The organism is Asaccharospora irregularis DSM 2635 (assembly GCF_900129815.1).
Taxonomy (GTDB): Bacteria; Bacillota; Clostridia; order Peptostreptococcales; family Peptostreptococcaceae; genus Asaccharospora; species Asaccharospora irregularis.
The window spans coordinates 1-23,124 of the sequence record NZ_FQWX01000013.1; the positions used below are offsets into that span (position 1 = coordinate 1).

A 23,124-nucleotide genomic window follows, 5' to 3' on the forward strand; every position below is an offset into this window, starting at 1 on the left:
TTTGCTTAATTATTATAAAAATAATATGAATGGTAAAAGCAAAAAAGTTGGACTAGTTGCCATTATGCATAAGCTAATGAACTATATTTTTTCTGTGCTACGCAACCAAAAACCATATGAAGTACGTAACCCTAAATTGCACTGTAAGATGTATCTAGAAAACAAAAGTCTACCTAATATAGCCTAACGGCTAATATGAACTATTTTTCCATATAAGCCATCAAAAATTCGTGTATATTTGATGGTTTATTTGCTATACGAAAAAACATAATTATAAAATATTTTTAAAAACTGTTGACTTTAACTAGCTGGTCTATTTTTCAATCTTAAGATATTATACAAAAATTATGTTCTATAATGTACAATTTTTATTAATTAAGCAATTGTATCAGTACACTTTTATTTGAATAGTATTTACCATCATTACCGACAGCATCAGCATATTTACTCCAAATAATAAACATCTATTTCCTTGGAAATATATCAGAAAATACATATTTTCTATAAATTATTATATTTATTTTATTAAATAAAGGGAAGTATACTATAATATATGTTAAATATACTTGTTAAAAATTTTCTATCTAGAAGCTTTAAAGGATAATCTTTGAAATAAATATAATTTTCTATATATAATAATAATCTTGTATGCATTATAAGAAAAACGATATTAATATAAAATATACAAAGGAGAGTTTTATGTTAGATTTAGTTTTACTCGGGTGTGGAGGTAATATGCCAATGCCCAACAGATTTTTATCTTCCCTTTTTATAAACTACAAGGGTCAAAAAATTCTAATAGATTGCGGTGAAGGAACTCAAGTTTCCATGAAAAATAATAAGTGCGGATTTAAAGATGTCGCCCTGATACTGATAACTCACCTACATGGCGATCATACCTTAGGACTTCCAGGGCTCCTATCTACTATAGGAAACAGCGGTAGGACAGAAGATTTAACTATAGTAGGTCCTATAGGAATAAGTGAATCCATCTCTGCTATAAGGGTTTTAGTTGAATATTTGCCTTATAATATAAATATTATAGAAAATCCCCAAAAATCTTTTTCAGCAAATAGCAACCTTGGCGATTTGGATATTTCAACAATTCAGCTTGACCACTCTACAGAGTGCATTGGATACAGTTTGTATTTCAAAAGAAAACCTAAATTCGACCTAGATAAAGCAACCAAGAATAACGTTCCAAAGTTTTTGTGGCAAAAACTTCAACAATCTGATTTTGTATATCTAGAAAATCAAAAATATACATCTGATATGGTTTTGGGAGAAGAAAGAAATGGTATCAAGATAAGTTATATCACTGATACTAGACCTATTTTTTCAATACCTGAATTTATAAAAAATAGTTCCTTATTTATTTGTGAAGCTATGTATGGTGATGATATGGATATATCAAAAGCAGTTAAAAATAAGCATATGACCTTTAGAGAGGCTGCCAACCTAGCTAGGCTAGGCGATGTAGACAAACTTTTACTAACTCATTTTAGCCCTTCAGTTGGTTCACCTCACGATTTCTTAAAGAATGCCACTGATGTTTTTAGCGATACAATAATAGGGGAGGATGGACTAAAAATAAGTCTTAAGTTTGAATCCAATTAATACAAAATAATAGCGCTGATAGTAATTAGTCCATTTTTGTCTAACGACAATTATGGATTTTTTATTACCATCAACGCTAAATATTATACAGCCCATTTTTGTCTAACGACAATTATGGATTTTTTATTACCATCAACGCTAAATATTATACAGCTATGTTATACAGCTATGTTATACAGCTATTTTATTCTAATGTTATATTATTTATCTAGCTATCCAAAATTGCTTATCTAGCTGATTTTTTAGTAGGTTTTCCTTTTTTAGTAACACCTTCGTTTTGAACTTTAGCCTTAGCCGGAGCTTGACCCGGGAATATTATCTTAGGGTTTTCTATATTTTTTTTGTATATAGTAAACTTAAATCCTATAGCCTGAACAAATTCCGCTCTCAAAGCTTGACATACTGCGTTTGCAGTTTCTTTTGCATCAAGCCCTGCATTTTCAAGTATAGTTACTTTTACTATTTCCCTAGCTCTTAGCATGTCATCTAGTTGCTCTAAAAAGCTTTCTGTAACTCCTTCTTTACCTATTTGAGTAGTAGGCTTTATAGTGTTGGCTATTGATCTTAAATATGCTCTTTGCTTTCCTTTTAACATTCTTTCACCTCTTTATTCTGATATCATTTATATTAATTGTAGAATTCAAATTCTAATTCATAAATTCTAACTGTATCTCCATCCTCAATACCCATCTCTCTAAGTCTATCGAAAACGCCTTGACTTTCCATAGCCTTTTGGAAGTATTGGATAGATTCCATATCTTCAAAGTTTACAGAGTACATTATTCTTCTAAGTGCCTTACCTTTTACAACATATACTCCATCTTCTTCTATTTCAATTTCTAGACCGTCACCTTCATTGTTTTGGTCTAATTCTGGTCTATACATTTCATCTTCACTTACTACTTCTACTTCTTCTACTTCATTTAGTAATTGAGCTACATAAGAAATTACCTCATCTATACCTTGACGAGTAGCCGCAGACATACTAAATACTTTGTATCCTCTACCTTCTAGTTCTGTTTTAAACTCGTCGAATATACTTTGATCCTCTAGTATATCCATCTTGTTTGCAACTACTATTTGTGGCCTAGCTGATAGTTTTTCATTGTATAATTTTAGTTCATCATTTATTTTGTCAAAATCTTCTAAAGCAGTTCTACCCTCTAGTCCTGATATATCAACTATATGTATAAGTACTTTAGTTCTCTCAACATGTCTTAAGAAATCATGGCCAAGGCCTATCCCCTCTGACGCCCCTTCTATAAGACCTGGTATATCTGCTAAAACGAAACTTTCCCCAAATTTTGTCTGAACAACACCTAAATTTGGTGTTAGAGTCGTAAAATGATAGTTAGCTATCTTAGGTTTTGCTTTAGTAACTACAGATAAAAATGTAGATTTCCCAACATTAGGGAATCCTAAAAGACCTACATCCGCTATCATTTTCAGTTCTAATACAACCCATCTTTCTTCTCCATCTGTACCAGATTTAGCAAACGCTGGTGCTTGTCTAACGGCATTGGCGAAATGTTGGTTTCCTTTTCCACCTCTTCCACCTCTTGCTATAACTGCTCTATCACCTTCATCTTTTAAATCTGCTAGTACAAGACCTGTGGCCTCGTCTCTAATTATCGTTCCTGCAGGCACTTTAAGTACTAAATCTTCTCCATTTTTACCGGCTCTTTTTCCTTTTGTACCATCTCCGCCAGCTGGTGCTACATATTTTCTTTGGTATTTGAAGTCCATTAGTGTTCTAAGACCTAAATCAACCTCAAATATTACACTTGAGCCATGTCCACCGTCACCACCATCTGGACCTCCAGCTGGAACATATTTTTCTTTTCTAAATGCTACTGCTCCGTTTCCACCATTTCCGGCTTTTACAAATATTCTAGCTTTATCTATAAACAAATTAATCACCTACTTGATTAAGACTTTTTTATTTTTAATGAATTTATATATTATTTTTTCCAAAAACAATATATAAATTCTCATCCGTGCACATTTCAAAGTTTAAATTTCCTATCTATTAGAAAAAGGAGTGTATCAACACTCCTTTTGGTATACTATTCAGATATTGCTACTGGATATATACTTACTTTTTTTCTTTTCTTGTCTTTTCTTTCGAATTTAACAGTACCGTCTACTAATGCGAATAAAGTGTCATCGCCACCTTTACCTACATTAGTTCCTGGATGTATCTTAGTTCCTCTTTGTCTTACTATTATACTTCCAGCAGTAACTAATTGTCCATCATATCTCTTAACACCTAATCTTTTAGCAACAGAATCTCTACCGTTTTTAGAAGATCCTACCCCTTTCTTAGATGCAAGTAATTGTAAGTTCATTTTTAACATATGGAGTCACCCCCTACTTTTTTAAGATTTTTATATTTTGTGGGTATTCCCGTTTTATTTCTTCGATAAATAATTGAAAATGTTCTAGTAATAACTGCGCTTCCTTGATATATGTATCATTAACTATACATTCTATATGAGCTTCTTCTGCTACTACTTTTTCAAATTCAACTTTTTGTAATCTGTCTAAAGAGTTTATAACTGCAACAGCGTTAGATGTAATCGCGGAACATACTATATCATAACCAGCTTCAGCATAGTCAGCATGTCCCTTTAAACAAAAACCTTTAAGCATAAAGTCGCTATTATAATAATAATTAACTTTTATCATCTTACCCTACTTACTAAGCGTTTATTTTTTCTATAACTATCTTAGTGTATGGTTGACGATGACCTTGCTTTCTTCTGTAGTCTTTCTTAGCTTTATACTTGAATACTACAATTTTCTTAGCTTTACCTTGTTCAACAACTTTAGCTTGAACAGAAGCTCCTTCTACTACTGGAGATCCTAATACTAATTCTCCATCTTTAGAGCAAGCTAATACTTCGTTTAAAGTTACAACATCTCCAGCATTAGCTTCTAACTTCTCAACGAATAATACATCACCTTCAGCAACTTTATATTGCTTTCCACCAGTTTTTACTATAGCGTACATTAAATACACCTCCTCGGTCTCAAACTCGCCAATAGAAGGTACTTCAAAGAAGATTTAAACCTTTACTGTGCGGCATTACATTTATTAATAATACTATCTTTAGCTCTATTTGTCAACTAAGTATTACAAAAAATTTTTCTATATAAAACCTTTAAAGAACAATTTTTTATATATTTAATGTGGATTATATTATTTTTTAAAACTTTAATTAATAATCTTATTTTGATGCTTTATTTGTTGTATATAATGTTTATCTTTTCATTGTCTATACTATCACTTGGCTCCAAACTTATAATGACACTATACTTTTGTATAATCTTTTCTATTATTTCCATAAAATCTTCTTTTATAGTATTGTAGACAGTACTTCCTAATTGTATCCTTATATCATTGTAAGATGTGTGTGTTCTTATTCTCATTACTTCTTTTTCTATTTTATCTATTATGTAATTAACAGACTTTATGTTATTATTTCCATTACAACACACACACTCAATATTGTAATATTTATCTATAGATTCTTTGTCTCTTCTTCTTGTGACTTCTACTAACCCTAATTTTGTCATACCCAGTACTTCTGTTTTTCTTTTGTCTTTTTCTAAATTTTCCTGAAGTGTTTTTATTACTTCGTATTGATACTTCTTTTTGTTCATATCAATAAAATCAATAATTATTATTCCACCTATATCTCTAATTTTTAACTGCATTGCTATTTCTTTAGCTGCTTCTAAATTAGTCTTGTATACTGTCTCATCAAGCTTTCCATTTCCTATAAATTTTCCAGTGTTTACATCTATAACTGTAAGGGCTTCAGTTCTTTCTATTATTATATAGCCCCCACTCTTTAGCCACACCTTTTTATTCAATACTTTTTCTATTTGACTATCTACTTTATATAGGTTGAATATATCCTCATTTTCTTCTAAAAATAGTTTATCTATATAACTTTTGTTTATTGACTTAAGAACTCTTTTTAACTCTTCATATTTTGAGTTGCTATTTGTTATTATCTTTTCTACACTATCATTTACATTTTCTTTTACATACTTAGTAGAAAAGTCCGCCTCTTTATATAGTAGTTTTGGCCCTATTCCTAGTTTATATTCTTTGAGTATAGTTTCGTATTTATGTTTTAAATTTTCTATATCTTGTTTTAGTTCTTCATGTTCGCATCCCTGGGCTTCCGTCCTTATTATTAAGCCTAGGTTTTCCTTGTTTACAGAGCTTATTACCTTTTTTAATCTAAATCGCTCTTTCTCATTAGTTATTTTATTGGACATAGTGACCCTGTCATTTGATGGTATATATACTAGATATCTTCCTGCAAGGCTTATTTCTAAATTTAATTTTGCCCCTTTTGTTCCTATTTCCTCTTTGTTTACCTGTACCAAAATATCTTGTCCTGCTTTTATCTCTTTATCCTTTGGAAGCCTAAGGTAAGCTAGTTTTTCAAATCCTATATCCACAAAGCATGCATCTAATCCCGGCAGAACCCTTTTTACAATGCCTCTATATATATTGGATACTATCTTGTTATTTAAATTATCTTCTATAAAAAGTTCTGTCAGCCTTCCGTCTTCAATGACTGCTGTTTTTTGAGATAATACCAAAGACTCTACTATTATCTTTTTCATAATATCACTCCTAATAATATACCCTGTATAAATAACCAACTTACATAGGAGTCACTAATTGTCCATCTTCTACTACATAAAGATCCCTTCTAAGTATATCCACATCTAAAGGATCTATATCTAGTTCTAACATTTCTAATATTTTAGGTATTAATATATTAGTGTTTAAATTAGCCTTAGATCCTGTAGCTATAGTAGCTATAAATGTAACATGATTATCATCTAAATTTAAAATATCAAATGTTTTAATCATAGGTCTTATATCTACTTCTACAAGTTTTCCTTTTTTATTTTTCTTAGTGATTATTATCTCTTTATTTCCCATAAAGTCCATTATTTTTTTCTTTATAAATTCTTTTGTTATAGGTTTTTCTAGCTCTATGTTAAATAAGTATTCTCCATATTCTATTGTAGATGATAGAGACGGTGTTTGCTTTGTTATCTCCTTCGCTAGAATAAACTCTATACCCTCTGGTAATTGTATTTGTATTTTTTCTAAAAACTCATCTATAGATAAATCATCTTCTATTTCTATGTCGACATACTCTCCTTGACTCTCTGTTCCTAAAGCTAATGCATTCCCATAACTCATTTTAGGGTGGGGGTTAAACCCTTGAGAATGTGACAAATTTATTTCAGCCCTTCTAAAAGCTCTTTGTAATAATCTTTGTAAGTCTAGATGTGATATGTATATCATATCTCCTTCTTTTTTGAACTTTACTCTTATTATCTTACTCATAACTAACATAACCCCTTTCCAATGTCATGTGCATTTATCCCACAACCATTGCACTTATTTCTACAATCTGGAGAAATTTTATTTTCTTTAGCTTTTTCATTCTCCTTGATTAGGAATTTTTTATTAACACCTACATCTATATGATCCCAAGGGAAAACTTCATCGTATTCTCTTTCTCTATTTGCGTAGAAATATATACTTAGATTATTTTTCTCCATAGCTTCTATCCATCTATCTAAACTGAAATGCTCAGACCATCCATCAAATTTAGCACCATCTCTAAATGCATCGTATATAACTTTTCCTATTCTTCTATCTCCTCTAGCTATTACAGCTTCCATTAAACTAGTTTTGGAGTCGTGATAATTGTATTTTATATTGTTGTTCTTCAATTTTCTAACTAAGTGTCTTTGTTTATCTACAACAGACTCTGTAGTATCTTGGCCATGCCATTGGAATGGTGTAAAAGGCTTTGGTACAAAAGTAGAAGTACTCACAGTAACTCCAAAACTCTTTCTCAACTTTCCTCCCTGTACATCCCTATATATATCTATAACATCATATGCAAGTTTAGCTATACCATCTAAATCGTCATATGTCTCTGTTGGAAGTCCTATCATAAAGTATAACTTTACACTATTCCATCCCATTTCAAATGCTTTTCTTGTAGCACTTTCCAAATCTTCTTCTGTTACTCCTTTGTTTATAACATCTCTTAGTCTTTGAGTTCCTGCCTCTGGTGCAAAGGTAAGACCTGTTTTTCTTACCTGCTGTATTTTTTCTGCTATTTCCATAGAGAAATTATCAAGTCTTAGAGAAGGTAGAGATATACCTATATTTTTAGGTGTATATTCTTCTACTAAATAATCTGTAAGTTCAGACAACTGGCTATAATCACTAGTACTTAGAGATGATAATGATATTTCATCATATCCAGTATTTTTAACCAACTTTTCTAATATTTCTTGAAGTCTTTTTACACTCTTTTCTCTTATTGGTCTATATATCATACCAGCTTGACAGAATCTACAACCTCTAGTGCATCCTCTAAATAACTCTAAAACTATTCTGTCATGTACTGTGTCTATGTACGGAACCACTAATTTTTCTGGATACTCAACCGTCTCCATATCTCTTATTATTCTCTTATGTGGTTTGGTAGGTATTCCCTCTTTGTTTGGCTTAACTTCTTTGATAGTTTCATCTTCATTGTATGTAACATCATAAAAACTAGGTATGTAAACACCTTCTATTTTAGATATTGTATATAAGAAATCTTCTCTTGTCGTTTTATTTTTTTTCCATTTTTTGTACTCTCTAACAACCTCTAGGTTGACTTCTTCACCTTCTCCTAGTATTACAATGTCTACAAAGTCAGACAAAGGCTCAGAATTATATGCACATGGTCCTCCAACCATTATAAAAGGATCTTCTAATTTTCTCTCTCCTTTTAATATAGGTATATTCGCTAAATCCAGTATATTTAAGATATTAGTATAAGAAAGTTCATATTGAAGCGTAAATGTTACAAAATCAAAGTTTGTTATAGGTTCTCTTGATTCTAATGCAAACATTGGTATGTTTTTTTCTCTCATTATGTTCTCCATATCAACTGCAGGAGAGTATACTCTTTCACAAAAAACATCTTCTTCTCTATTTATTACATCATAAAGTATGTGACTTCCTAAATGACTCATTCCTACTTCATAAAGATCTGGGAAACAGTGGGCATATCTTATTAAATTATCGTTGCTCGTGTCCTTGTGTATAGAGTTTATCTCATTCCCAAGATATCTAGCAGGCTTTTCTACCTTCTTCAAAATTTTCTTCAAGTCTACTTTATTCATCTATTATCAAAACCTCCAGTAAGTTTATTCTTTTTAACCATAAGTAATATTATACACGATATGATATTATCTATCAAAATTATAAATATTTTTATAAACAATCTATCTAATATTTTTCCAACATATCCCGTTATTATACAAGTACAAGTTGTATACTTCAAAATTTAAAATATTTATCATTAATTAAAGTTTTTAGTGTTAATAGTTTTATGTTTTAGGGTATATACCTTAAAAACATACTTTTTCCTTAAATTTTTTTCTGCTATAATATTCAATTATACATCTTTTGCAATATAACATATTATATTGTATAAATAAATATGTTATATTGTATATAAATAGAATATAATTCTAAACCACATATACTATTATAATTTTGTTTTATTTTCTTTTATGTGGGTATAATCTTTATATAATGTTAACTTAGGAGGATTTTTAATGAGTAAGGTATTTGAAATTAAAAAAGATATCTACTTCACGGGAGTTGTAGATAAAGACTTAAAAATATTTGATATAATAATGGAAACTGAATTTGGTACTACTTACAATTCTTATTTAATAAAAGATGAAAAAACTGTTTTATTTGATACTGTAAAGCCAAATTTTAAAGATGAGTTTATCGATAATCTTTCTCAAATCACTGATATTTCTGATATAGATTACGTAGTAATTCATCATACAGAGCCTGACCACGCTGGTAGCTTAAAATATATTTTAGATATAAACCCTGATATTGAAGTTTATTGTACAAATGCAGCTAGAATGTATTTAAGTGAGCAAATAAATAAACCATTTAAATGTCATGTAATAAAGGACGGAGAAACTTTAAATATAGGTAAGAGAACCTTAAAATTCATAACTACTCCATTCCTACACTGGGCTGATACAATGTTTACTTATATAGGAGAGGACAAGACATTATTAACTTGCGATGCATTCGGATGCCACTTCGCAAATGTTGATTCTGATGCAGTTGAGAGCGAAGACTATCTAAAGTCATCTAAGCAATACTACGATTGTATAGTTAAGCCTTTTGCTAAGCATGTATTAAACGCTATAAACAAGGTTGTAAGCCTAGATTTAGAATTTGATACTATACTTACATCACATGGACCTATGCTTACTAAAGATCCTATGGCGGCGGTAAAAAGATACTTAGACTGGTCTACTGAGGTAGTAAATACTACTAACCAAAAACAAGTTGCCATTTTCTATCTATCAGCTTATACTAATACCTTAGAAATGGGTAAAAAAATCAAAGAAGGCTTAGATTCTCAAGATGTAAAAGTAACACTATATGATTTAGAACAAATGAGTCTAAAAGAAATGCATGACACTGTTTTAATGTCAAAAGTTATTTTATTAGGTTCTCCAACAATAAATAAAACTATGGTTAAGCCTATGTGGGACTTATTCTCTGTAATAGATCCTATGGCTAATCAAGGTAAAATAGGTGGAGTATTCGGATCATACGGATGGAGTGGCGAAGGAATAACTATGGCTGAGAATTTACTTAAAGCAATGTCTTTCAAGGTTCCAGTTCCTGCACTTAAAAAGAAATTCTCACCTAGTGAAGATACTTTAGATGAGTGCTTCAACTTTGGTACTGAATTTGCAAAATTACTTAAATAATAAATTTTTCCATTAGACCTGACATTTAAAAGTTAGTTAAAATCTTATGTGTATTTGCTAACTAGGTTGTATGGATTATATACAAATACATCAAAATAGGTTATATCTAATCAGTATCCTAAGTTACTATTAGATATAACCTATTATTTCTATTTATAAAAAATTTTCTTTCTAAAACCTTTAAAAGATAACTTTTATTAGAAGTTTATTTTCTTTCTTCTCATACAAACATTTAAAACAAGTCCTAAGTTTGCAAGTGATGTAAGAAGTGAACTTCCTCCATAACTTACAAATGGTAATGTTACCCCTGTTACAGGGATTAGAGCGACCGTCATAGCTATATTCTGAATTATCTGGTATCCAAACATTCCCATTACCCCGATAACTATGAGAGTACCATAGAAGTCCTTTGCCTCTTGGGCTATCGCTATAATTCTAACTAGGAAAAATGCAAATAAAGCTATAAGTGTAACCATACCTACTACCCCTAGCTCTTCTCCTACAACTGCAAATATAAAGTCACTGTCTTGCACCGGCAGGAAATTCTCTTGGTTCTGACTTCCGTTGTATAATCCCTTACCTGTCACTCCTCCTGAGCCTATAGCAATCATAGACTGCATAACTTGATAGTTACCCTTAAGGGTTACATCCTCAGGATGAAGGAATGCTTCTATTCTTATTTTTTGATGGGGAGCCATCATCAAATACATTATCGGCATAGAAACAACCAATATCACTGCCGCTCTTTTTATTAGCTTTATATTGAGCCCGGCTGTAAAAATCATCGCTGCTATTATACAGAAAAATACTATCGCTGTACCTAAATCTGGTTGAGCAAGAAGTAATAAAATAAAAGGCAATGCATATACTACTAAAGGTGCTATATCTTTTAATGTATCTAGCCTATCCCTTTTGGATTCAACAATTTTAGCATAACTTAATATAAACGTAAGTTTAACTATCTCTGATGTTTGCAAATGTAGCGGACCTATATTTAACCAAGATCTGGCACCACCCATTTCTTTTCCTAAACCAGGTACCAATACTATAGCCAGTAGTATTACACTTACTAGGTATAGTATCTTATAATATTTTCCTAGGAAATTATAGTCAACTAATAATATTAAACCTATCATTATGCATCCTAATAAAAAAGCTAACCCTTGTTTATAAAGCTGATCATAAACACCTGTAGAGTTTACATGTGTAGCACTACTAAGTATCACAAGGCCAAATGCAAATATTATTAAAACCGTAGTTATAAGCTTCCAATCTAGTTGTTTTATTAATTTAACTGCTATTTTGTAATTAATCAAAAAATCACCATCTTTCTAGCCAAATATGCTAAATCTAGCATAAAAGTGTCCAAACTTAAACAAGGGAGAATATATCCATAAGATATACCCCCCTTAAGCACTTACATTCTTCTCTCTTTAATACTTTTTAATGGTATACTAGCAAGCAATGATGATACTGCTATATTATCATTCTCGCCTCTGGATTTAGACATTTTTATTTCAATTCCTTCATCTTCTATCTCAGCGTAGTTAGCTATAACTTTTAAAATATCTGTTTTTATCATGTCTAAAAGTTGAGGAGAGCAATCAACTCTGTCGTGTACCAAAACCAATTTTAATCTCTCTTTTGCTACTGACTTACTAGTTCTAGATTCACTCGAAAAATTTTTAAAGAAATCAAACATAGATACGTGCCCCTCCCCTCTATTTAGCCATACCAAACATCTTCTTTAGTTTCTTAAAGAATCCGTCCTCGGCATTAACTTCTAACATTTCTACTTCTTCTCCTAATATTCTCTTAGCTATATTCTTATACGCCTGACCTGCAAGCGACTTAGAATCAAGTATAGCTGGTTCTCCTCTATTGGTAGATACTATTATACTTTCATCATCTGGGACTAGACCTAGTAATTTTATCGCTAAAATTTCTACTATATCTTGTTTACCCATCATGTCTCCTCTTTTTACCATGTCGTGTCTAATTCTATTTATTATTAGTTGTATCTCAGCAACTTCATTAGCCTCTAATAATCCTATTATTCTATCTGCATCTCTAACTGCTGATACTTCAGGGTTGGTTACAACTATAGCTCTATCAGCTCCGGCTATAGCATTTTTGAATCCTTGTTCTATCCCAGCTGGGCAATCAATTATGATAAAGTCAAACGACTCTTTTAGTCGTTCACATAAATCTCTCATTTGCTCAACTGAAACAGCATTCTTGTCTCTTGTTTGGGCCGCAGGTAATAAGTATAAGTTTTCGAATCTTTTATCCTTTATTAATGCTTGTTTTAGTCTACAAGTACCTTCAACAACATCAACTATATCATAAACTATTCTATTTTCAAGACCCATTACTACATCTAAGTTTCTAAGACCGATATCTGCATCAACTATAACTGTCTTTTTATTTTCTAAGCTTAAAGCAGTTCCTAGGTTGGCAGCAGTAGTAGTCTTTCCTACGCCACCCTTACCAGATGTTATTACTATAACCTCACTCATAATACTACCCCCATATATTTCTGTTATTAGATTTTTAATTTCAACTTATAGATAACTCTCTATAACAATTCTTCCATCGTTTATGAAGGCTATTTCTGGACCACTAAATTTTCTATCCTCACGTGTATCTTCCTCTTCTACACAAGTATCTTCCTCATCTGGAGCTTCAGCAATATTTCCTGCTATTTGTAATATTTTTGGATTAAGCTTTCTGGCTATCACATATGCTGCTTCATTTCCATTAGCACCTGCATGTACAAATCCTTCTATCTCACCCATTACAACTACATTTCCTCCTGATACTACCCTAGCTCCCGGACTAATATTCCCTAGGACTACGGTATTTAACGTTGAGTTCACTTGGGATCCAGGCTTCATATCATTTAACACAACTACATCTCCCTCAAATCTAACATCTTCACCTGACCTTAAATTATTCACGTATTTTGTATTAAATTCTCTTATTTCTTCATTTTCGATATCCTCTATAAAACCAACATCAAACTTAGATGTAATAGAATCTTTTATATCCAATATTTCTATATCGTCCAAGTAATCACAGTTGATCTTACAGATTTTAGCACCACTAAAAAAGCCAACATAAGATTCTAATTTATCTATTATCACTTTTTTTATTTCCTCAAAGGGTGCTTCTCCTTTAATGTTCACTATTATACCGCTTTTATTACCCTTAAACTCTACGAGCCCCTGGGTATTAAGTTCTTTTAAAGACATAACAACCTCCAGAGTGATATATCATTTTATATATTCTTCAAAAAAACTTTAAATCCTCTTATTTTTTCATTTGAGAAGTAAAGTTTATGTTTCCTTCTTCTGATAATTTATTTTTGTCTATGTTTTTACTACTTTTATCTGTACTTTCAACACTTTTATCTTTATCTAACAATCCAAAGTAAGATCCTAGTATTTCCCTCATTACTAAAAGAGGGTATGCACTACTTTTACCTTGAGGTATAACTGATACGACAGCAATTTCTGGATTATCAGCTGGTGCAAATGCAACTCCCCAACCAAATGATCCATAATCTGACTTATAACTATCTATTTTTTCATCAGTTATATCAGGGTTTAATTCATGGATAGCTTTTCTTAAGTAAGCAGCATTAACTTTATCAGAATTTTCAAGCTTTACTTTTACTCCTTCTTTAAGCTCAGACTCTAAGCTTTTTCTTTCATCCTCTTTGAGATCTTTTTTTTCTAACTTAGCTTTTATCTCAGCTTTTCTCTCTTTTGATAATTCTTTTTCTCTCGCCTTCTTCATGCTTTCAGCAAGTTTCTCTGCTTCCTTAGAATCCACACCGTATGATGACATATGTTTTAGCAGGTACTGATATTCTTCAACTGTAGGTATTTTACCACTTTTTTCTGCTGTACCAGTTTTTACTGCAACACTTTCTGGGAAGTTAGCAAATACTCCTTTACCTGTCCCCTTAGTACTAACTAGCTTCATACCCTTTATTATTTCTTTAAGGTTGTCATCATTGTTAAACTTGATTTTTTGTTTTTTATTATCATCTATATCTACATCAGAATAGTCTGTAGATACAGATTTATCTACTACCGATAATTCTACTAGATTTCCTCCATTGGCTATTGCTGCAATAGCTCTTGCCATCTGTGCTGGAGTATATGCATTTTCACCCTGGCCAATAGATAGGTTGAAAGTATCGGCTGTACTCCATTTTGCAAAGTTAAAATAACTAAATACTGCTAAATCTGCTACTTCTTCTACTTTGTCTTCCTTTACTTTTAACTTTGCTATACGATTCATAGCTTCTACTCTTCCTGGAGTCTTTTCTTCATCCATCCAACTAACTATTTCATCTATTCTTTTCTCATATTCAACAGGGTCTTTGTCCTTTGTTATATCAGTAAAGTAATTTTTCATTTTTTTAGTTAGTGCTGATTTTAACGTTATTTTAGTGTTTTTTAATTTATCTCCTGGATTTGGAACCTTTCCTTCTGACTCTTGTATTTCTTTGTCAAGACCAGTAGATTCGTCTAATCCAAATAATTTAGCATATTCTAAAACATCACTAGCTCCAATTTTAGCTCCTGGATCTGGTTTGCCAGTCCAGTTTTTACCTGTAGCTATTGTGTAGAAATAAACGTTACAAGATTCTTGTATTGCCTTGTATAAATTAGTGTATCCATGATTTGATTTTGTTTTATGCCATGTATAGTCGGCAAAGTTTCTATTTCCTAGTCTTATAACACCTGGGTCGTTTATTGCATAGTTAGGGCTTAGACCATTGTCTAGTGCCGCCATAGCTGTTATAAGTTTAAATGTTGAACCCGGCTGGAATGCCCCTTGGGTAACCAGGTTAGATAGAGGCCTAGCTGCTAACATATCATTTTCATTTTCTGATTGTAACTTTTTATAGTCCTCACTGCTTATCCCTGTCACAAATTTATTAGGATCAAAATCAGGGTAACTAGCACTAGCTAACACATCTCCAGTGTTAAGATCTATCGCTATAACTGCTCCAGACTTAGCATTTGCCGATGTCTGTGAAACAGTCTTATTACCAAATTTACTTTTAAATACACCGCCAGTACGCGCAACAGTTACTGCTTGTTTTAGAGACTCTTCAGCCACTTCTTGTAAATCCTTATCCAAGCTTAGGTATACAGTATCTCCAGACTTAGGTTCTTTGACAGAAATTTCTTGGGTGATTTTCCCAAAAGCATCTACCTTTACCATTTTGTGCCCATCTGTACCTTTTAGAACTTTTTCATAGCTTTTTTCAACACCAGATAACCCAACTTTATCATCCTTCATATATCCTTTTTCTAGATATGATTTCTCTTGGTTTGACGGTATTTTACCTACATATCCCAAAACATGTGATGCCAAAGACTTATTAGGATAATCTCTTACTGGTTCTATTACAACTGAAACCCCTACTAATTCAATAGCATTTTCTTCTATCTGAGCTATTGTCTTTTCGTTTATATCTTGTGCAATTGTAACTGGGTTATATTGTGAATATCCTTGCGATTTTATAAGGTCCCTTACAACCAATATTTTTCTTGCGTCTTGGTCACTTAAGTTTTTGTCAATCTCGTATAGTTTGCTATTTCTCACTTCTTTGAATGCTTGTTTTGCATTTATATTTGTATTTTCTATTTTGTAGCTTTTTAGCCAGTCTACCTTATTTTTTTCTTCAGTAAACATCCACTTGCTTACAAGTATCGGAGGATAGTATCCATTTTCATTCAACTTGCTTTGTAGTTTACCTGCTTCCAATCTTTTATCTTCTTTTGATAATGTTCCCTCAGCTATAAGCTTATCTACTAAATAATAAAAACTCTCTTTAGCATTTAAGTCTTTAGGAATATTATTTTGTTCCTTGTACTCTCTTATCTCTTTGTCAAAGGTATAAGAATACTTTCCATTTTTTATAACTATAGGAAACTCATCTACATACTCTTCATTATTCTTTTCTAACAATTTTATTGTTTTTAATGCTATATCATTAGCCATTGACTTTCCATTTGAATCTGTCTTTTTAATATCGTCTCCAGAGATTTTAACAGTAAATAAATTTTTGTTTCCAGCCAATAATCTACCATATCTATCTCTAATTTCTCCTCTAGGCGCATCTATTAAAAGCTTTTTGTATGTCTTATTTTCGGCTAATTCATTATAATGTTCATGTTTTATTGTTGTCATATATAATATTTTACATATTATAAATACAAACACTGTCAGTATTATTTTTTTTATTATACTAAACCTATCACTCTTTTTCTTTTCTTCCATGAAATCACCAACTAATCTTCTTTAAGTTTTAATATAGACTTTTTAAACAATCTATAAATCACCAAACTAGCTAAACTGTTTATTAATGGTATAAGCAATATTCCTCTAAGTCCTAAAACCAACACATTGTAGTTTTTATAAATCAAGCTAAAAGTAGCTATATTTATTACAGAATCAACTAGAGCAGATATAAGAACTAAAGCAAATATCGTTATATAACTTTCTTTATATAAATTCTTTTTTATATAACTTATTCCATATCCTATTATAAATAGAATAAGGGCATTTACACCGAATACGCCTCCAATCATTATATCTTTTAAAATCCCTAATATAGCCCCTAAAATCCCTGCATCGAGTTCATCTAAATATAAGGCTACAATTGTCATATATATTAATGTGAGGTTTATACTTATATTCAAAATATCTATATAATTCGTTATACTGTTTTCAGTAATTATACATAAAATACCCAAAAGACAAAGTAAAATTTTTTTCATTTTAGTTATCCCCTTTATCCTATATTCCTTGGCTCTATAATCATGACATCATTAACGTTTTTGAAGTCAGCATAGGGTTTGACAACTACATACTTTAGAGATTTATTTTTGTCTTCTACTACTTTATGAACTTCTCCTATTGGTATTCCCTCTGGATATAGTCCCAAGCCTGATGTAACTATTATATCTCCTTGTATAACATCATAAGCTGAGTCAAACATATATCCTTGTAAGTAACCTTTTTCATTATAAGAGTCTTTGTCACTTATATTTGTATCATGGGTAATTACCCCTTTAGAATTATAATCTTTTAATAATTTGAAACTTACTGATGATTTTGAATCTAATATCGATATTGCCTTGCTATAATCATCTGATACGTCATATACTATACCAACTAAGCCTTTTCCATTTAAAACTATACTTTCTTTTTTTACTCCTGATTTTTTACCTGCACCTATCGTAAAACTAGTGTACCAATTTCCATCGTTTTTACCAACAACACTAGTTGATACACTTCTAGCTTTGTATCTTTCTTCGATAAAATTCAAACTCTTTTTTAAATCTTCTAAAGAGTCAGTTTTATAAAGTTTGTTGCTTAGATCAGTAACCTTAGCTGATAACTTCTCATTTTCCTTTTCTAACTCATCTATTTTTTTCGCGTTTTTTCTATAGTCCAATATTTCTTTAAAATTATCCTTTAAAAAAGTAAAGCCGCTGTTTATTCCCTCTCCTACGAAGGTTATTTTATCGGAAATTACACCTACATTTACTGGAATTTGCCCTGAATACTTGCCCACAGATATTCCCACAATTCCAATTAAAGTGATAACAACAAGTCCTGTTGCTACCACTTTAACATTGATCCTCTTTTTTTCTTTTTTATTTTTATCGAATCTCAAAGTTATCACCAACTTCTATTTTCTAGAATTCATCATTAAAACTTTTTCAAAAATTTCTTGGTCTTCAACTGATTTTCCAGTTCCTAGTGCTACACAGTCTAGTGGGTTTTCTGCTATTTGTACTGACATTCCCGTTTCTTGAGTTACTAACTTACCAAGACCTCTAAGTAAAGCTCCTCCTCCAGTTAACATTATTCCATTCTCCATTATATCTGATGCTAACTCTGGTGGAGTTTTTTCTAATGTAGACTTTATAGCATCTACTATAGAACTTATAGGCTCTTTTAAAGCTTCTCTAACCTCTGTAGAAGATATTTCCATAGTCTTAGGTAATCCTGATATTAAATCTCTACCTCTTATTTCCATGTTAGTTTCTTGATCTTCTTTGAAAGTAGAACCTATGCTTATTTTAACATTTTCTGCAGTTCTCTCACCTATCATTAAGTTATACTCTTTTTTAACGTAACTTACTATAGCCTCATCAAACTCATCTCCACCAATTCTGATAGATTTAGCCGTTACTATTCCGCCTAATGATATTACAGCTATTTCTGTAGTACCTCCACCGATATCCACTACCATATTACCTTCTGGTTCTTCAACTTTTAAATTTGCTCCTATAGCAGCAGCCATAGGCTCCTCTATAAGATAAGCATCTCTAGCTCCAGCTTGTCTAGCTGCCTCTTCTATTGCTCTTTTTTCAACTTCTGTTACACCAAACGGAACACAGATAGCTATTCTTGGACTTACAACACCTTTTTTAGCCGCAGCTTTTTGTATGAAGTAACTAAGCATAGCTTGTGTAATATCAAAATCAGCTATAACTCCATCCTTCATAGGTCTTATCGCTACTATATTTCCAGGAGTTCTACCTATCATTTTTTTAGCTTCTTCTCCCACAGCTAAAACTTCCTTGCTATCATCTCTTATAGCAACAACAGATGGTTCTCTAACCACTATACCTTGTCCTTTTATATAAACTAATGTATTTGCTGTACCTAAATCTATACCCATGTCCTTTGTCATTTTCTTAAATCCAAAAAAACTCTTTTTCTCTTTCTTTTCCTTCTTTTCCTTAGCCATAATTTATACTCCTTCCTACCTTATAAAAGTCAACTCTCTATCATCTAATTTATCGACTTCTTTAAAACATATATACAGAAATTATACTTATTAATAAGAATTAAGTAAATACAATTTCCTGAATATTATAAAAATCAAATTATCATATTCTCTTTAAAACTAAAATACACTCCATCACCTATTATTATGTGGTCAATTATATCGATCCCGACTATCTTTCCACACTCTATTAGCCTAGATGTTATATTTTTATCTTCCCTTGATGGTTCTACACTACCAGATGGATGGTTATGCATTAAAATTATTTTATTTGCACTTCTTTTTATTGCTTCTCTAAAAACTTCTCTTGGATGAACCAATGATGAATTTAGAGTTCCTATAGATATATCTATATCAGAAATTATTTCATTTTTTGTGTTTAAAAGGACTATCTTGAAAACTTCTTTTTTTAAGTACCTTAGACCTTCCATATAATATTTGTATATATCCCAAGGATTAGTCACTTTAAATTTCATAGGTTTATAACTAGCTATTCTAACTCCTAGTTCTAGTGCTGCTTTTATTTGTGTTGCCTTTGATACACCTACTCCATCTATGGTACATAACTCCTCAACTGTCATCTCCTGAAGATGCCTTATCCCTTGAATATCTCTATTTATTATATGACTAGCCAATTCAATAGCATTTTTATTTTTAGTACCTGTTCTTAATATTATTGCTAATAGTTCTGAGTTTGATAAACTCTTTTCACCTTTTACAATCATTTTTTCTCTAGGTCTTTCATTTAATGCCATGTCTTTTACTGTCTTATTTGTGTTTAAAGACTCCCTCAGCCAAATCGCCTCCATAAAAAAGATTTATACTAAAATGCTTTTTTAATAAATCGCTAAGTTTAGATATAGGAAGACCCACTATATTAAAGTAATCTCCTTCTATCTTTTCAACTAACATTGCACCGTACCCTTGTATTCCATAGGCTCCAGCTTTATCTAGTGATTCATTAGTGTGTATGTAATCTTTTATGTCCTCATCTGACAATTCTTTAAACTTAACAGTACTAACTACATAATCAATTATCTTTTTGCTTAAACCTAAGTTTACTAGGCTGATTCCAGTTATAACCTCGTGTGTTCTACCTGATAAACTCCTAATCATATTGTATGCTTCCTCTTTGTCCTTAGGTTTTCCTAGTATGTTTTCATCTAAAACAACTACAGTATCTGCTGCTATTATTAGGTCATCTTCGTTTTTAGATGCTATATCCATACTTTTTTCAAAAGCTAATCTCATAACTGCTTGTATAGGTGCCTCTTTTTCCAATATAATCTCATCTATATCACTTTTTATTATATCAAATTTTAATTTAGTATTCTCCAATATTTCTTTTCTTCTTGGAGAAGCTGATGCTAGGATTATATTCATAGTTTCACCTCATCTGTACTTAGAATTTGTACCTATTAAGTCTATCACTATATTGTAAAAATTTCAACACAATTGTCGAACCTTTTTGATTACACTATTGTTATATTTAAATTAATCAAAGCCTTTGTTTTGTTGGGTTTGATTTATAATTAGTGATATTTTTAAAGACATTTTATAATCAAAAATCTTTTTAGTTTTTTTACATAAAAATAAAGGTATGAGAACCCTCATACCTTTATTTTATCCACATTATATAATTTTAATAGCTTTCTTAGGACATTTTTCCACACATAAGTGACATCCTACACATTTGTCTTGGTCTACCTTATGTTTTTGTTTCAATTCTCCTTCTATAGCATCAAACTTACATTGTTTTGAGCATATAGTACATCCTATACAAAGATCTTCATCTATAGTAACTTTCTTTCTATTAGACAAATCACCTTTTATTACTTTAGTAGGACATTTCTCTACACAAATCATACACCCTACACATTTATCGTAATTTATTTTTGCCAATTTGTTTTCAAATTCTATAGCTCCAAAAGGACATGCTTTTGCACATATTCCGCATCCTATGCATCCTACGCTACATTTTTCTTTGACAGTTTTACCAAAGTCCTTGCTGTTACATTCAACAACTACCTCTTGTTTCGCTGGTTTTCTAGTTATTAATCCTTTTGGGCAAACCTCTATACATTTTCCACAAAGAACACATTTATCTTCATCTACAACTGCTACTCCATCTACTATAGAAAGAGCATCAAAGTTACAAACACTCACACATGTTCCAAGTCCTAAACATCCGTATTTACAAGATTTAGCTCCTGAGTTTAGAGCAGCCGCTGCTCTACAATCGCTAATTCCTTGATATTCATATTTATTTTTAGAGCTTTCACAGTTTCCTTTACAAATAACTTTAGCTACTTGTTTTTCTCCTGCTTCAGCAGTTACGCCCATTATTTCTCCTATTTTTTCAGCAGTGGCAGCTCCTCCTACTGGACATCCGTTTATAGCAGCTTTTCCTTCTACTATTGCATTTGCAAGACCACCACAACCTGGATATCCACATCCACCACAGTTAGCTCCTGGAAGTGCTCCAAGTATTGCTTCTACTCTTTCATCTGTTTCTACGGCAAATTTCTTAGATGCATAAGCAAGTACTGCTCCAAACACTAAGCCCATAGCTCCTAACACTAATATAGAATTAAGTAAAGACACTTATTTTCACCCCCTATTTTTATAGCTTTATAAGTCCTGTGAAACCTAAGAAAGCTATCGACATTAAACTTGCTGATATAAGTGTTATAGGGAAACCTTTGAAAGTTTCTGGTATATCAGCTAATTCTAGTCTTTCTCTTATACCTGCAAATAGAACTATAGCTAAAGTAAAACCTATTCCAGCTCCAAAACCATTTACTATAGTTTCTACTAAATTGTATTTGTTTTGAACATTCACTAATGCTATACCAAGCACCGCACAGTTTGTAGTTATAAGAGGTAAAAATACTCCTAATGCCTGATATAAAGATGGACTCATTTTTTGAATTACCATCTCAACAAACTGAACTATAGATGCAATAACTAATATAAATGCTATTGTTTGTAAAAATTCATTTCCTGTTGTTACTAATAATTTTTGTACAAAATATGTTATAAATGAAGCTAGAGTTAAAACAAATGTAACTGCAGCTCCCATACCAACTGCTGTATCAACTTTTTTAGATACTCCTAAGAATGGGCATATCCCCATAAATTGAGATGTTATAACATTATTAACTAGAACAACACTTAAAAATAAAAGTATTAAATTCATTCATTACACCCCCATTACGCTTTCTTACTTCTTATTTTATTAAATCCTGCTAGTAAAAATCCTAATGTTAGGAACGCACCTGGAGGTAATATAAATAGTAAGATTGGTTGGTAAGATGCACCAAGTATTGACCATCCAAAGAAACTACCGCTTCCAAGTATCTCTCTTATTGCACCTAATATTGTAAGCGCTAAACTAAATCCAAGACCCATTCCAAGTCCATCAACTGCCGAAGCTACTGGTCCGTTTTTAGATGCAAAACTTTCGGCACGAGCTAATATTATACAGTTAACAACTATTAATGGTATAAATAATCCAAGTGCACTATCAAGCACTGGTATATAAGCTTTTAAAAGCATTCCTACGATTGTAACAAATGTAGCTATAACAACTACGAAAGCAGGTATTCTTATTTTATCAGGTACGATTTTTCTCATAAGTGATATAACTAAGTTCGAGCAAATTAAAACCGCTGTAGTTGAAAGCCCCATACCTAGTCCATTTATAGCCGATGTTGTAACAGCCAGAGTTGGACACATACCTATAACTTGTACAAACGTTGGGTTTTCATCTATTAGCCCGTTTTTAAAGACTTTAGCTAAATTCATAAATT

23 protein-coding genes and 1 pseudogene are annotated in these 23,124 nt (G+C 31.5%); 3 read left to right on the top strand and 21 right to left on the bottom strand.

Annotation, left to right across the window (positions count from 1 at the left end; translation table 11 throughout):
* Both BUB34_RS13405 and BUB34_RS06810 read left to right on the top strand, forming a co-directional pair.
* A pseudogene (locus tag BUB34_RS13405) lies at positions 1-187 on the top strand (hypothetical protein); the annotation flags it as partial.
* Between the two features lie 512 nt (positions 188-699).
* A complete protein-coding gene (locus BUB34_RS06810) occupies positions 700-1,617 on the top strand; it encodes a ribonuclease Z (protein ID WP_073125809.1) in 918 nt (305 codons plus the stop codon).
* 226 nt (positions 1,618-1,843) lie between these two features.
* Here BUB34_RS06810 and BUB34_RS06815 read toward each other — a convergent pair whose 3' ends face one another.
* The 8 genes from BUB34_RS06815 to BUB34_RS06850 form a co-directional block, all read right to left on the bottom strand.
* Complete coding sequence (locus tag BUB34_RS06815; RefSeq protein WP_073125810.1) at positions 1,844-2,212, bottom strand: YhbY family RNA-binding protein; 369 nt, start codon at positions 2,210-2,212, stop codon at positions 1,844-1,846.
* A gap of 32 nt (positions 2,213-2,244) precedes the next feature.
* A complete protein-coding gene (gene obgE / locus BUB34_RS06820; protein ID WP_073125812.1) occupies positions 2,245-3,528 on the bottom strand; it encodes a GTPase ObgE in 1,284 nt (427 codons plus the stop codon).
* Positions 3,529-3,683: 155 nt separating this feature from the next.
* A complete protein-coding gene (gene rpmA, locus BUB34_RS06825; protein WP_073125814.1) occupies positions 3,684-3,974 on the bottom strand; it encodes a 50S ribosomal protein L27 in 291 nt (96 codons plus the stop codon).
* Positions 3,975-3,987: 13 nt separating this feature from the next.
* Positions 3,988-4,305 (bottom strand): ribosomal-processing cysteine protease Prp, encoded by a 318-nt coding sequence (locus BUB34_RS06830; RefSeq protein ID WP_073125815.1) that lies wholly within the window; start codon positions 4,303-4,305, stop codon positions 3,988-3,990.
* Positions 4,306-4,318: 13 nt separating this feature from the next.
* Positions 4,319-4,630, bottom strand: a complete 312-nt coding sequence (rplU, locus tag BUB34_RS06835) for a 50S ribosomal protein L21 (protein ID WP_073125817.1) — start codon at positions 4,628-4,630, stop codon at positions 4,319-4,321.
* Between the two features lie 230 nt (positions 4,631-4,860).
* A complete protein-coding gene (locus BUB34_RS06840; protein WP_073125819.1) occupies positions 4,861-6,264 on the bottom strand; it encodes an Rne/Rng family ribonuclease in 1,404 nt (467 codons plus the stop codon).
* A 40-nt stretch (positions 6,265-6,304) separates the two neighbouring features.
* On the bottom strand, positions 6,305-7,003 hold the full coding sequence (locus tag BUB34_RS06845; protein WP_073125820.1) for a TIGR03936 family radical SAM-associated protein: 699 nt from the start codon (positions 7,001-7,003) through the stop codon (positions 6,305-6,307).
* A 2-nt stretch (positions 7,004-7,005) separates the two neighbouring features.
* On the bottom strand, positions 7,006-8,850 hold the full coding sequence (locus BUB34_RS06850) for a TIGR03960 family B12-binding radical SAM protein (RefSeq protein ID WP_073125822.1): 1,845 nt from the start codon (positions 8,848-8,850) through the stop codon (positions 7,006-7,008).
* A 438-nt stretch (positions 8,851-9,288) separates the two neighbouring features.
* Here BUB34_RS06850 and BUB34_RS06855 point away from each other — a divergent pair, with 438 nt between their 5' ends.
* Entirely contained in the window at positions 9,289-10,482 is a 1,194-nt protein-coding gene (locus BUB34_RS06855) for an FprA family A-type flavoprotein (protein WP_073125829.1), read from the top strand.
* Between the two features lie 197 nt (positions 10,483-10,679).
* Here the strand turns inward: BUB34_RS06855 and rodA are convergent, their stop codons facing one another.
* The 13 genes from rodA to rsxE all read right to left on the bottom strand — a co-directional run bounded on the left by rodA (position 10,680) and on the right by rsxE (position 23,119).
* On the bottom strand, positions 10,680-11,798 hold the full coding sequence (gene rodA, locus BUB34_RS06860) for a rod shape-determining protein RodA (RefSeq protein WP_073125831.1): 1,119 nt from the start codon (positions 11,796-11,798) through the stop codon (positions 10,680-10,682).
* 101 nt (positions 11,799-11,899) lie between these two features.
* Entirely contained in the window at positions 11,900-12,184 is a 285-nt protein-coding gene (gene minE, locus BUB34_RS06865; protein ID WP_073125832.1) for a cell division topological specificity factor MinE, read from the bottom strand.
* 19 nt (positions 12,185-12,203) lie between these two features.
* Positions 12,204-13,001 carry a septum site-determining protein MinD gene (gene minD, locus BUB34_RS06870; protein WP_073125834.1) on the bottom strand — a complete coding sequence of 266 codons (798 nt, stop codon included), beginning with the start codon at positions 12,999-13,001 and terminating at the stop codon, positions 12,204-12,206.
* 45 nt (positions 13,002-13,046) lie between these two features.
* Positions 13,047-13,736, bottom strand: coding sequence for a septum site-determining protein MinC (locus tag BUB34_RS06875; protein ID WP_073125836.1), 690 nt, complete (start codon positions 13,734-13,736; stop codon positions 13,047-13,049).
* A 58-nt stretch (positions 13,737-13,794) separates the two neighbouring features.
* Positions 13,795-16,788, bottom strand: coding sequence for a penicillin-binding transpeptidase domain-containing protein (locus tag BUB34_RS06880; RefSeq protein ID WP_073125838.1), 2,994 nt, complete (start codon positions 16,786-16,788; stop codon positions 13,795-13,797).
* A gap of 11 nt (positions 16,789-16,799) precedes the next feature.
* Positions 16,800-17,288: a rod shape-determining protein MreD gene (gene mreD / locus BUB34_RS06885; RefSeq protein ID WP_073125840.1), complete on the bottom strand. Its 489-nt coding sequence runs from the start codon at positions 17,286-17,288 to the stop codon at positions 16,800-16,802.
* A gap of 14 nt (positions 17,289-17,302) precedes the next feature.
* Positions 17,303-18,199, bottom strand: coding sequence for a rod shape-determining protein MreC (gene mreC / locus BUB34_RS06890; protein ID WP_242948847.1), 897 nt, complete (start codon positions 18,197-18,199; stop codon positions 17,303-17,305).
* 6 nt (positions 18,200-18,205) lie between these two features.
* Entirely contained in the window at positions 18,206-19,273 is a 1,068-nt protein-coding gene (locus BUB34_RS06895) for a rod shape-determining protein (RefSeq protein WP_073125841.1), read from the bottom strand.
* A gap of 134 nt (positions 19,274-19,407) precedes the next feature.
* On the bottom strand, positions 19,408-20,067 hold the full coding sequence (gene radC, locus BUB34_RS06900) for a RadC family protein (protein WP_073125843.1): 660 nt from the start codon (positions 20,065-20,067) through the stop codon (positions 19,408-19,410).
* Between the two features lie 13 nt (positions 20,068-20,080).
* Positions 20,081-20,695 (bottom strand): Maf family protein, encoded by a 615-nt coding sequence (locus BUB34_RS06905; RefSeq protein WP_073125844.1) that lies wholly within the window; start codon positions 20,693-20,695, stop codon positions 20,081-20,083.
* A 249-nt stretch (positions 20,696-20,944) separates the two neighbouring features.
* Positions 20,945-21,916, bottom strand: coding sequence for an RnfABCDGE type electron transport complex subunit B (locus BUB34_RS06910; RefSeq protein ID WP_073125846.1), 972 nt, complete (start codon positions 21,914-21,916; stop codon positions 20,945-20,947).
* Between the two features lie 19 nt (positions 21,917-21,935).
* Positions 21,936-22,511, bottom strand: a complete 576-nt coding sequence (rsxA, locus tag BUB34_RS06915; RefSeq protein WP_073125848.1) for an electron transport complex subunit RsxA — start codon at positions 22,509-22,511, stop codon at positions 21,936-21,938.
* A gap of 14 nt (positions 22,512-22,525) precedes the next feature.
* Positions 22,526-23,119, bottom strand: a complete 594-nt coding sequence (gene rsxE / locus BUB34_RS06920; RefSeq protein WP_073125850.1) for an electron transport complex subunit RsxE — start codon at positions 23,117-23,119, stop codon at positions 22,526-22,528.
* Between the last annotated feature and the right edge of the window lie 5 nt (positions 23,120-23,124).

Excerpts from the sequence above, each read along its gene's own strand:
- BUB34_RS06880 (WP_073125838.1), bottom strand. The coding sequence starts at position 16,788 with ATGGAAGAAAAGAAAAAGAGTGATAGGTTTAGTATAATAAAAAAAATA.
- rsxE (WP_073125850.1), bottom strand. The coding sequence starts at position 23,119 with ATGAATTTAGCTAAAGTCTTTAAAAACGGGCTAATAGATGAAAACCCA.
- rsxA (WP_073125848.1), bottom strand. The coding sequence starts at position 22,511 with ATGAATTTAATACTTTTATTTTTAAGTGTTGTTCTAGTTAATAATGTT.
- radC (WP_073125843.1), bottom strand. The coding sequence starts at position 20,067 with ATGGCATTAAATGAAAGACCTAGAGAAAAAATGATTGTAAAAGGTGAA.
- BUB34_RS06830 (WP_073125815.1), bottom strand. The coding sequence starts at position 4,305 with ATGATAAAAGTTAATTATTATTATAATAGCGACTTTATGCTTAAAGGT.
- BUB34_RS06895 (WP_073125841.1), bottom strand. The coding sequence starts at position 19,273 with ATGGCTAAGGAAAAGAAGGAAAAGAAAGAGAAAAAGAGTTTTTTTGGA.
- mreD (WP_073125840.1), bottom strand. The coding sequence starts at position 17,288 with ATGAAAAAAATTTTACTTTGTCTTTTGGGTATTTTATGTATAATTACT.
- rplU (WP_073125817.1), bottom strand. The coding sequence starts at position 4,630 with ATGTACGCTATAGTAAAAACTGGTGGAAAGCAATATAAAGTTGCTGAA.
- BUB34_RS06905 (WP_073125844.1), bottom strand. The coding sequence starts at position 20,695 with ATGAATATAATCCTAGCATCAGCTTCTCCAAGAAGAAAAGAAATATTG.
- BUB34_RS06810 (WP_073125809.1), top strand. The coding sequence starts at position 700 with ATGTTAGATTTAGTTTTACTCGGGTGTGGAGGTAATATGCCAATGCCC.
- minD (WP_073125834.1), bottom strand. The coding sequence starts at position 13,001 with ATGAGTGAGGTTATAGTAATAACATCTGGTAAGGGTGGCGTAGGAAAG.
- BUB34_RS06815 (WP_073125810.1), bottom strand. The coding sequence starts at position 2,212 with ATGTTAAAAGGAAAGCAAAGAGCATATTTAAGATCAATAGCCAACACT.
- BUB34_RS06855 (WP_073125829.1), top strand. The coding sequence starts at position 9,289 with ATGAGTAAGGTATTTGAAATTAAAAAAGATATCTACTTCACGGGAGTT.
- BUB34_RS06840 (WP_073125819.1), bottom strand. The coding sequence starts at position 6,264 with ATGAAAAAGATAATAGTAGAGTCTTTGGTATTATCTCAAAAAACAGCA.
- rpmA (WP_073125814.1), bottom strand. The coding sequence starts at position 3,974 with ATGTTAAAAATGAACTTACAATTACTTGCATCTAAGAAAGGGGTAGGA.
- BUB34_RS06850 (WP_073125822.1), bottom strand. The coding sequence starts at position 8,850 with ATGAATAAAGTAGACTTGAAGAAAATTTTGAAGAAGGTAGAAAAGCCT.
- BUB34_RS06875 (WP_073125836.1), bottom strand. The coding sequence starts at position 13,736 with ATGTCTTTAAAAGAACTTAATACCCAGGGGCTCGTAGAGTTTAAGGGT.
- minE (WP_073125832.1), bottom strand. The coding sequence starts at position 12,184 with ATGTTTGATTTCTTTAAAAATTTTTCGAGTGAATCTAGAACTAGTAAG.
- BUB34_RS06845 (WP_073125820.1), bottom strand. The coding sequence starts at position 7,003 with ATGAGTAAGATAATAAGAGTAAAGTTCAAAAAAGAAGGAGATATGATA.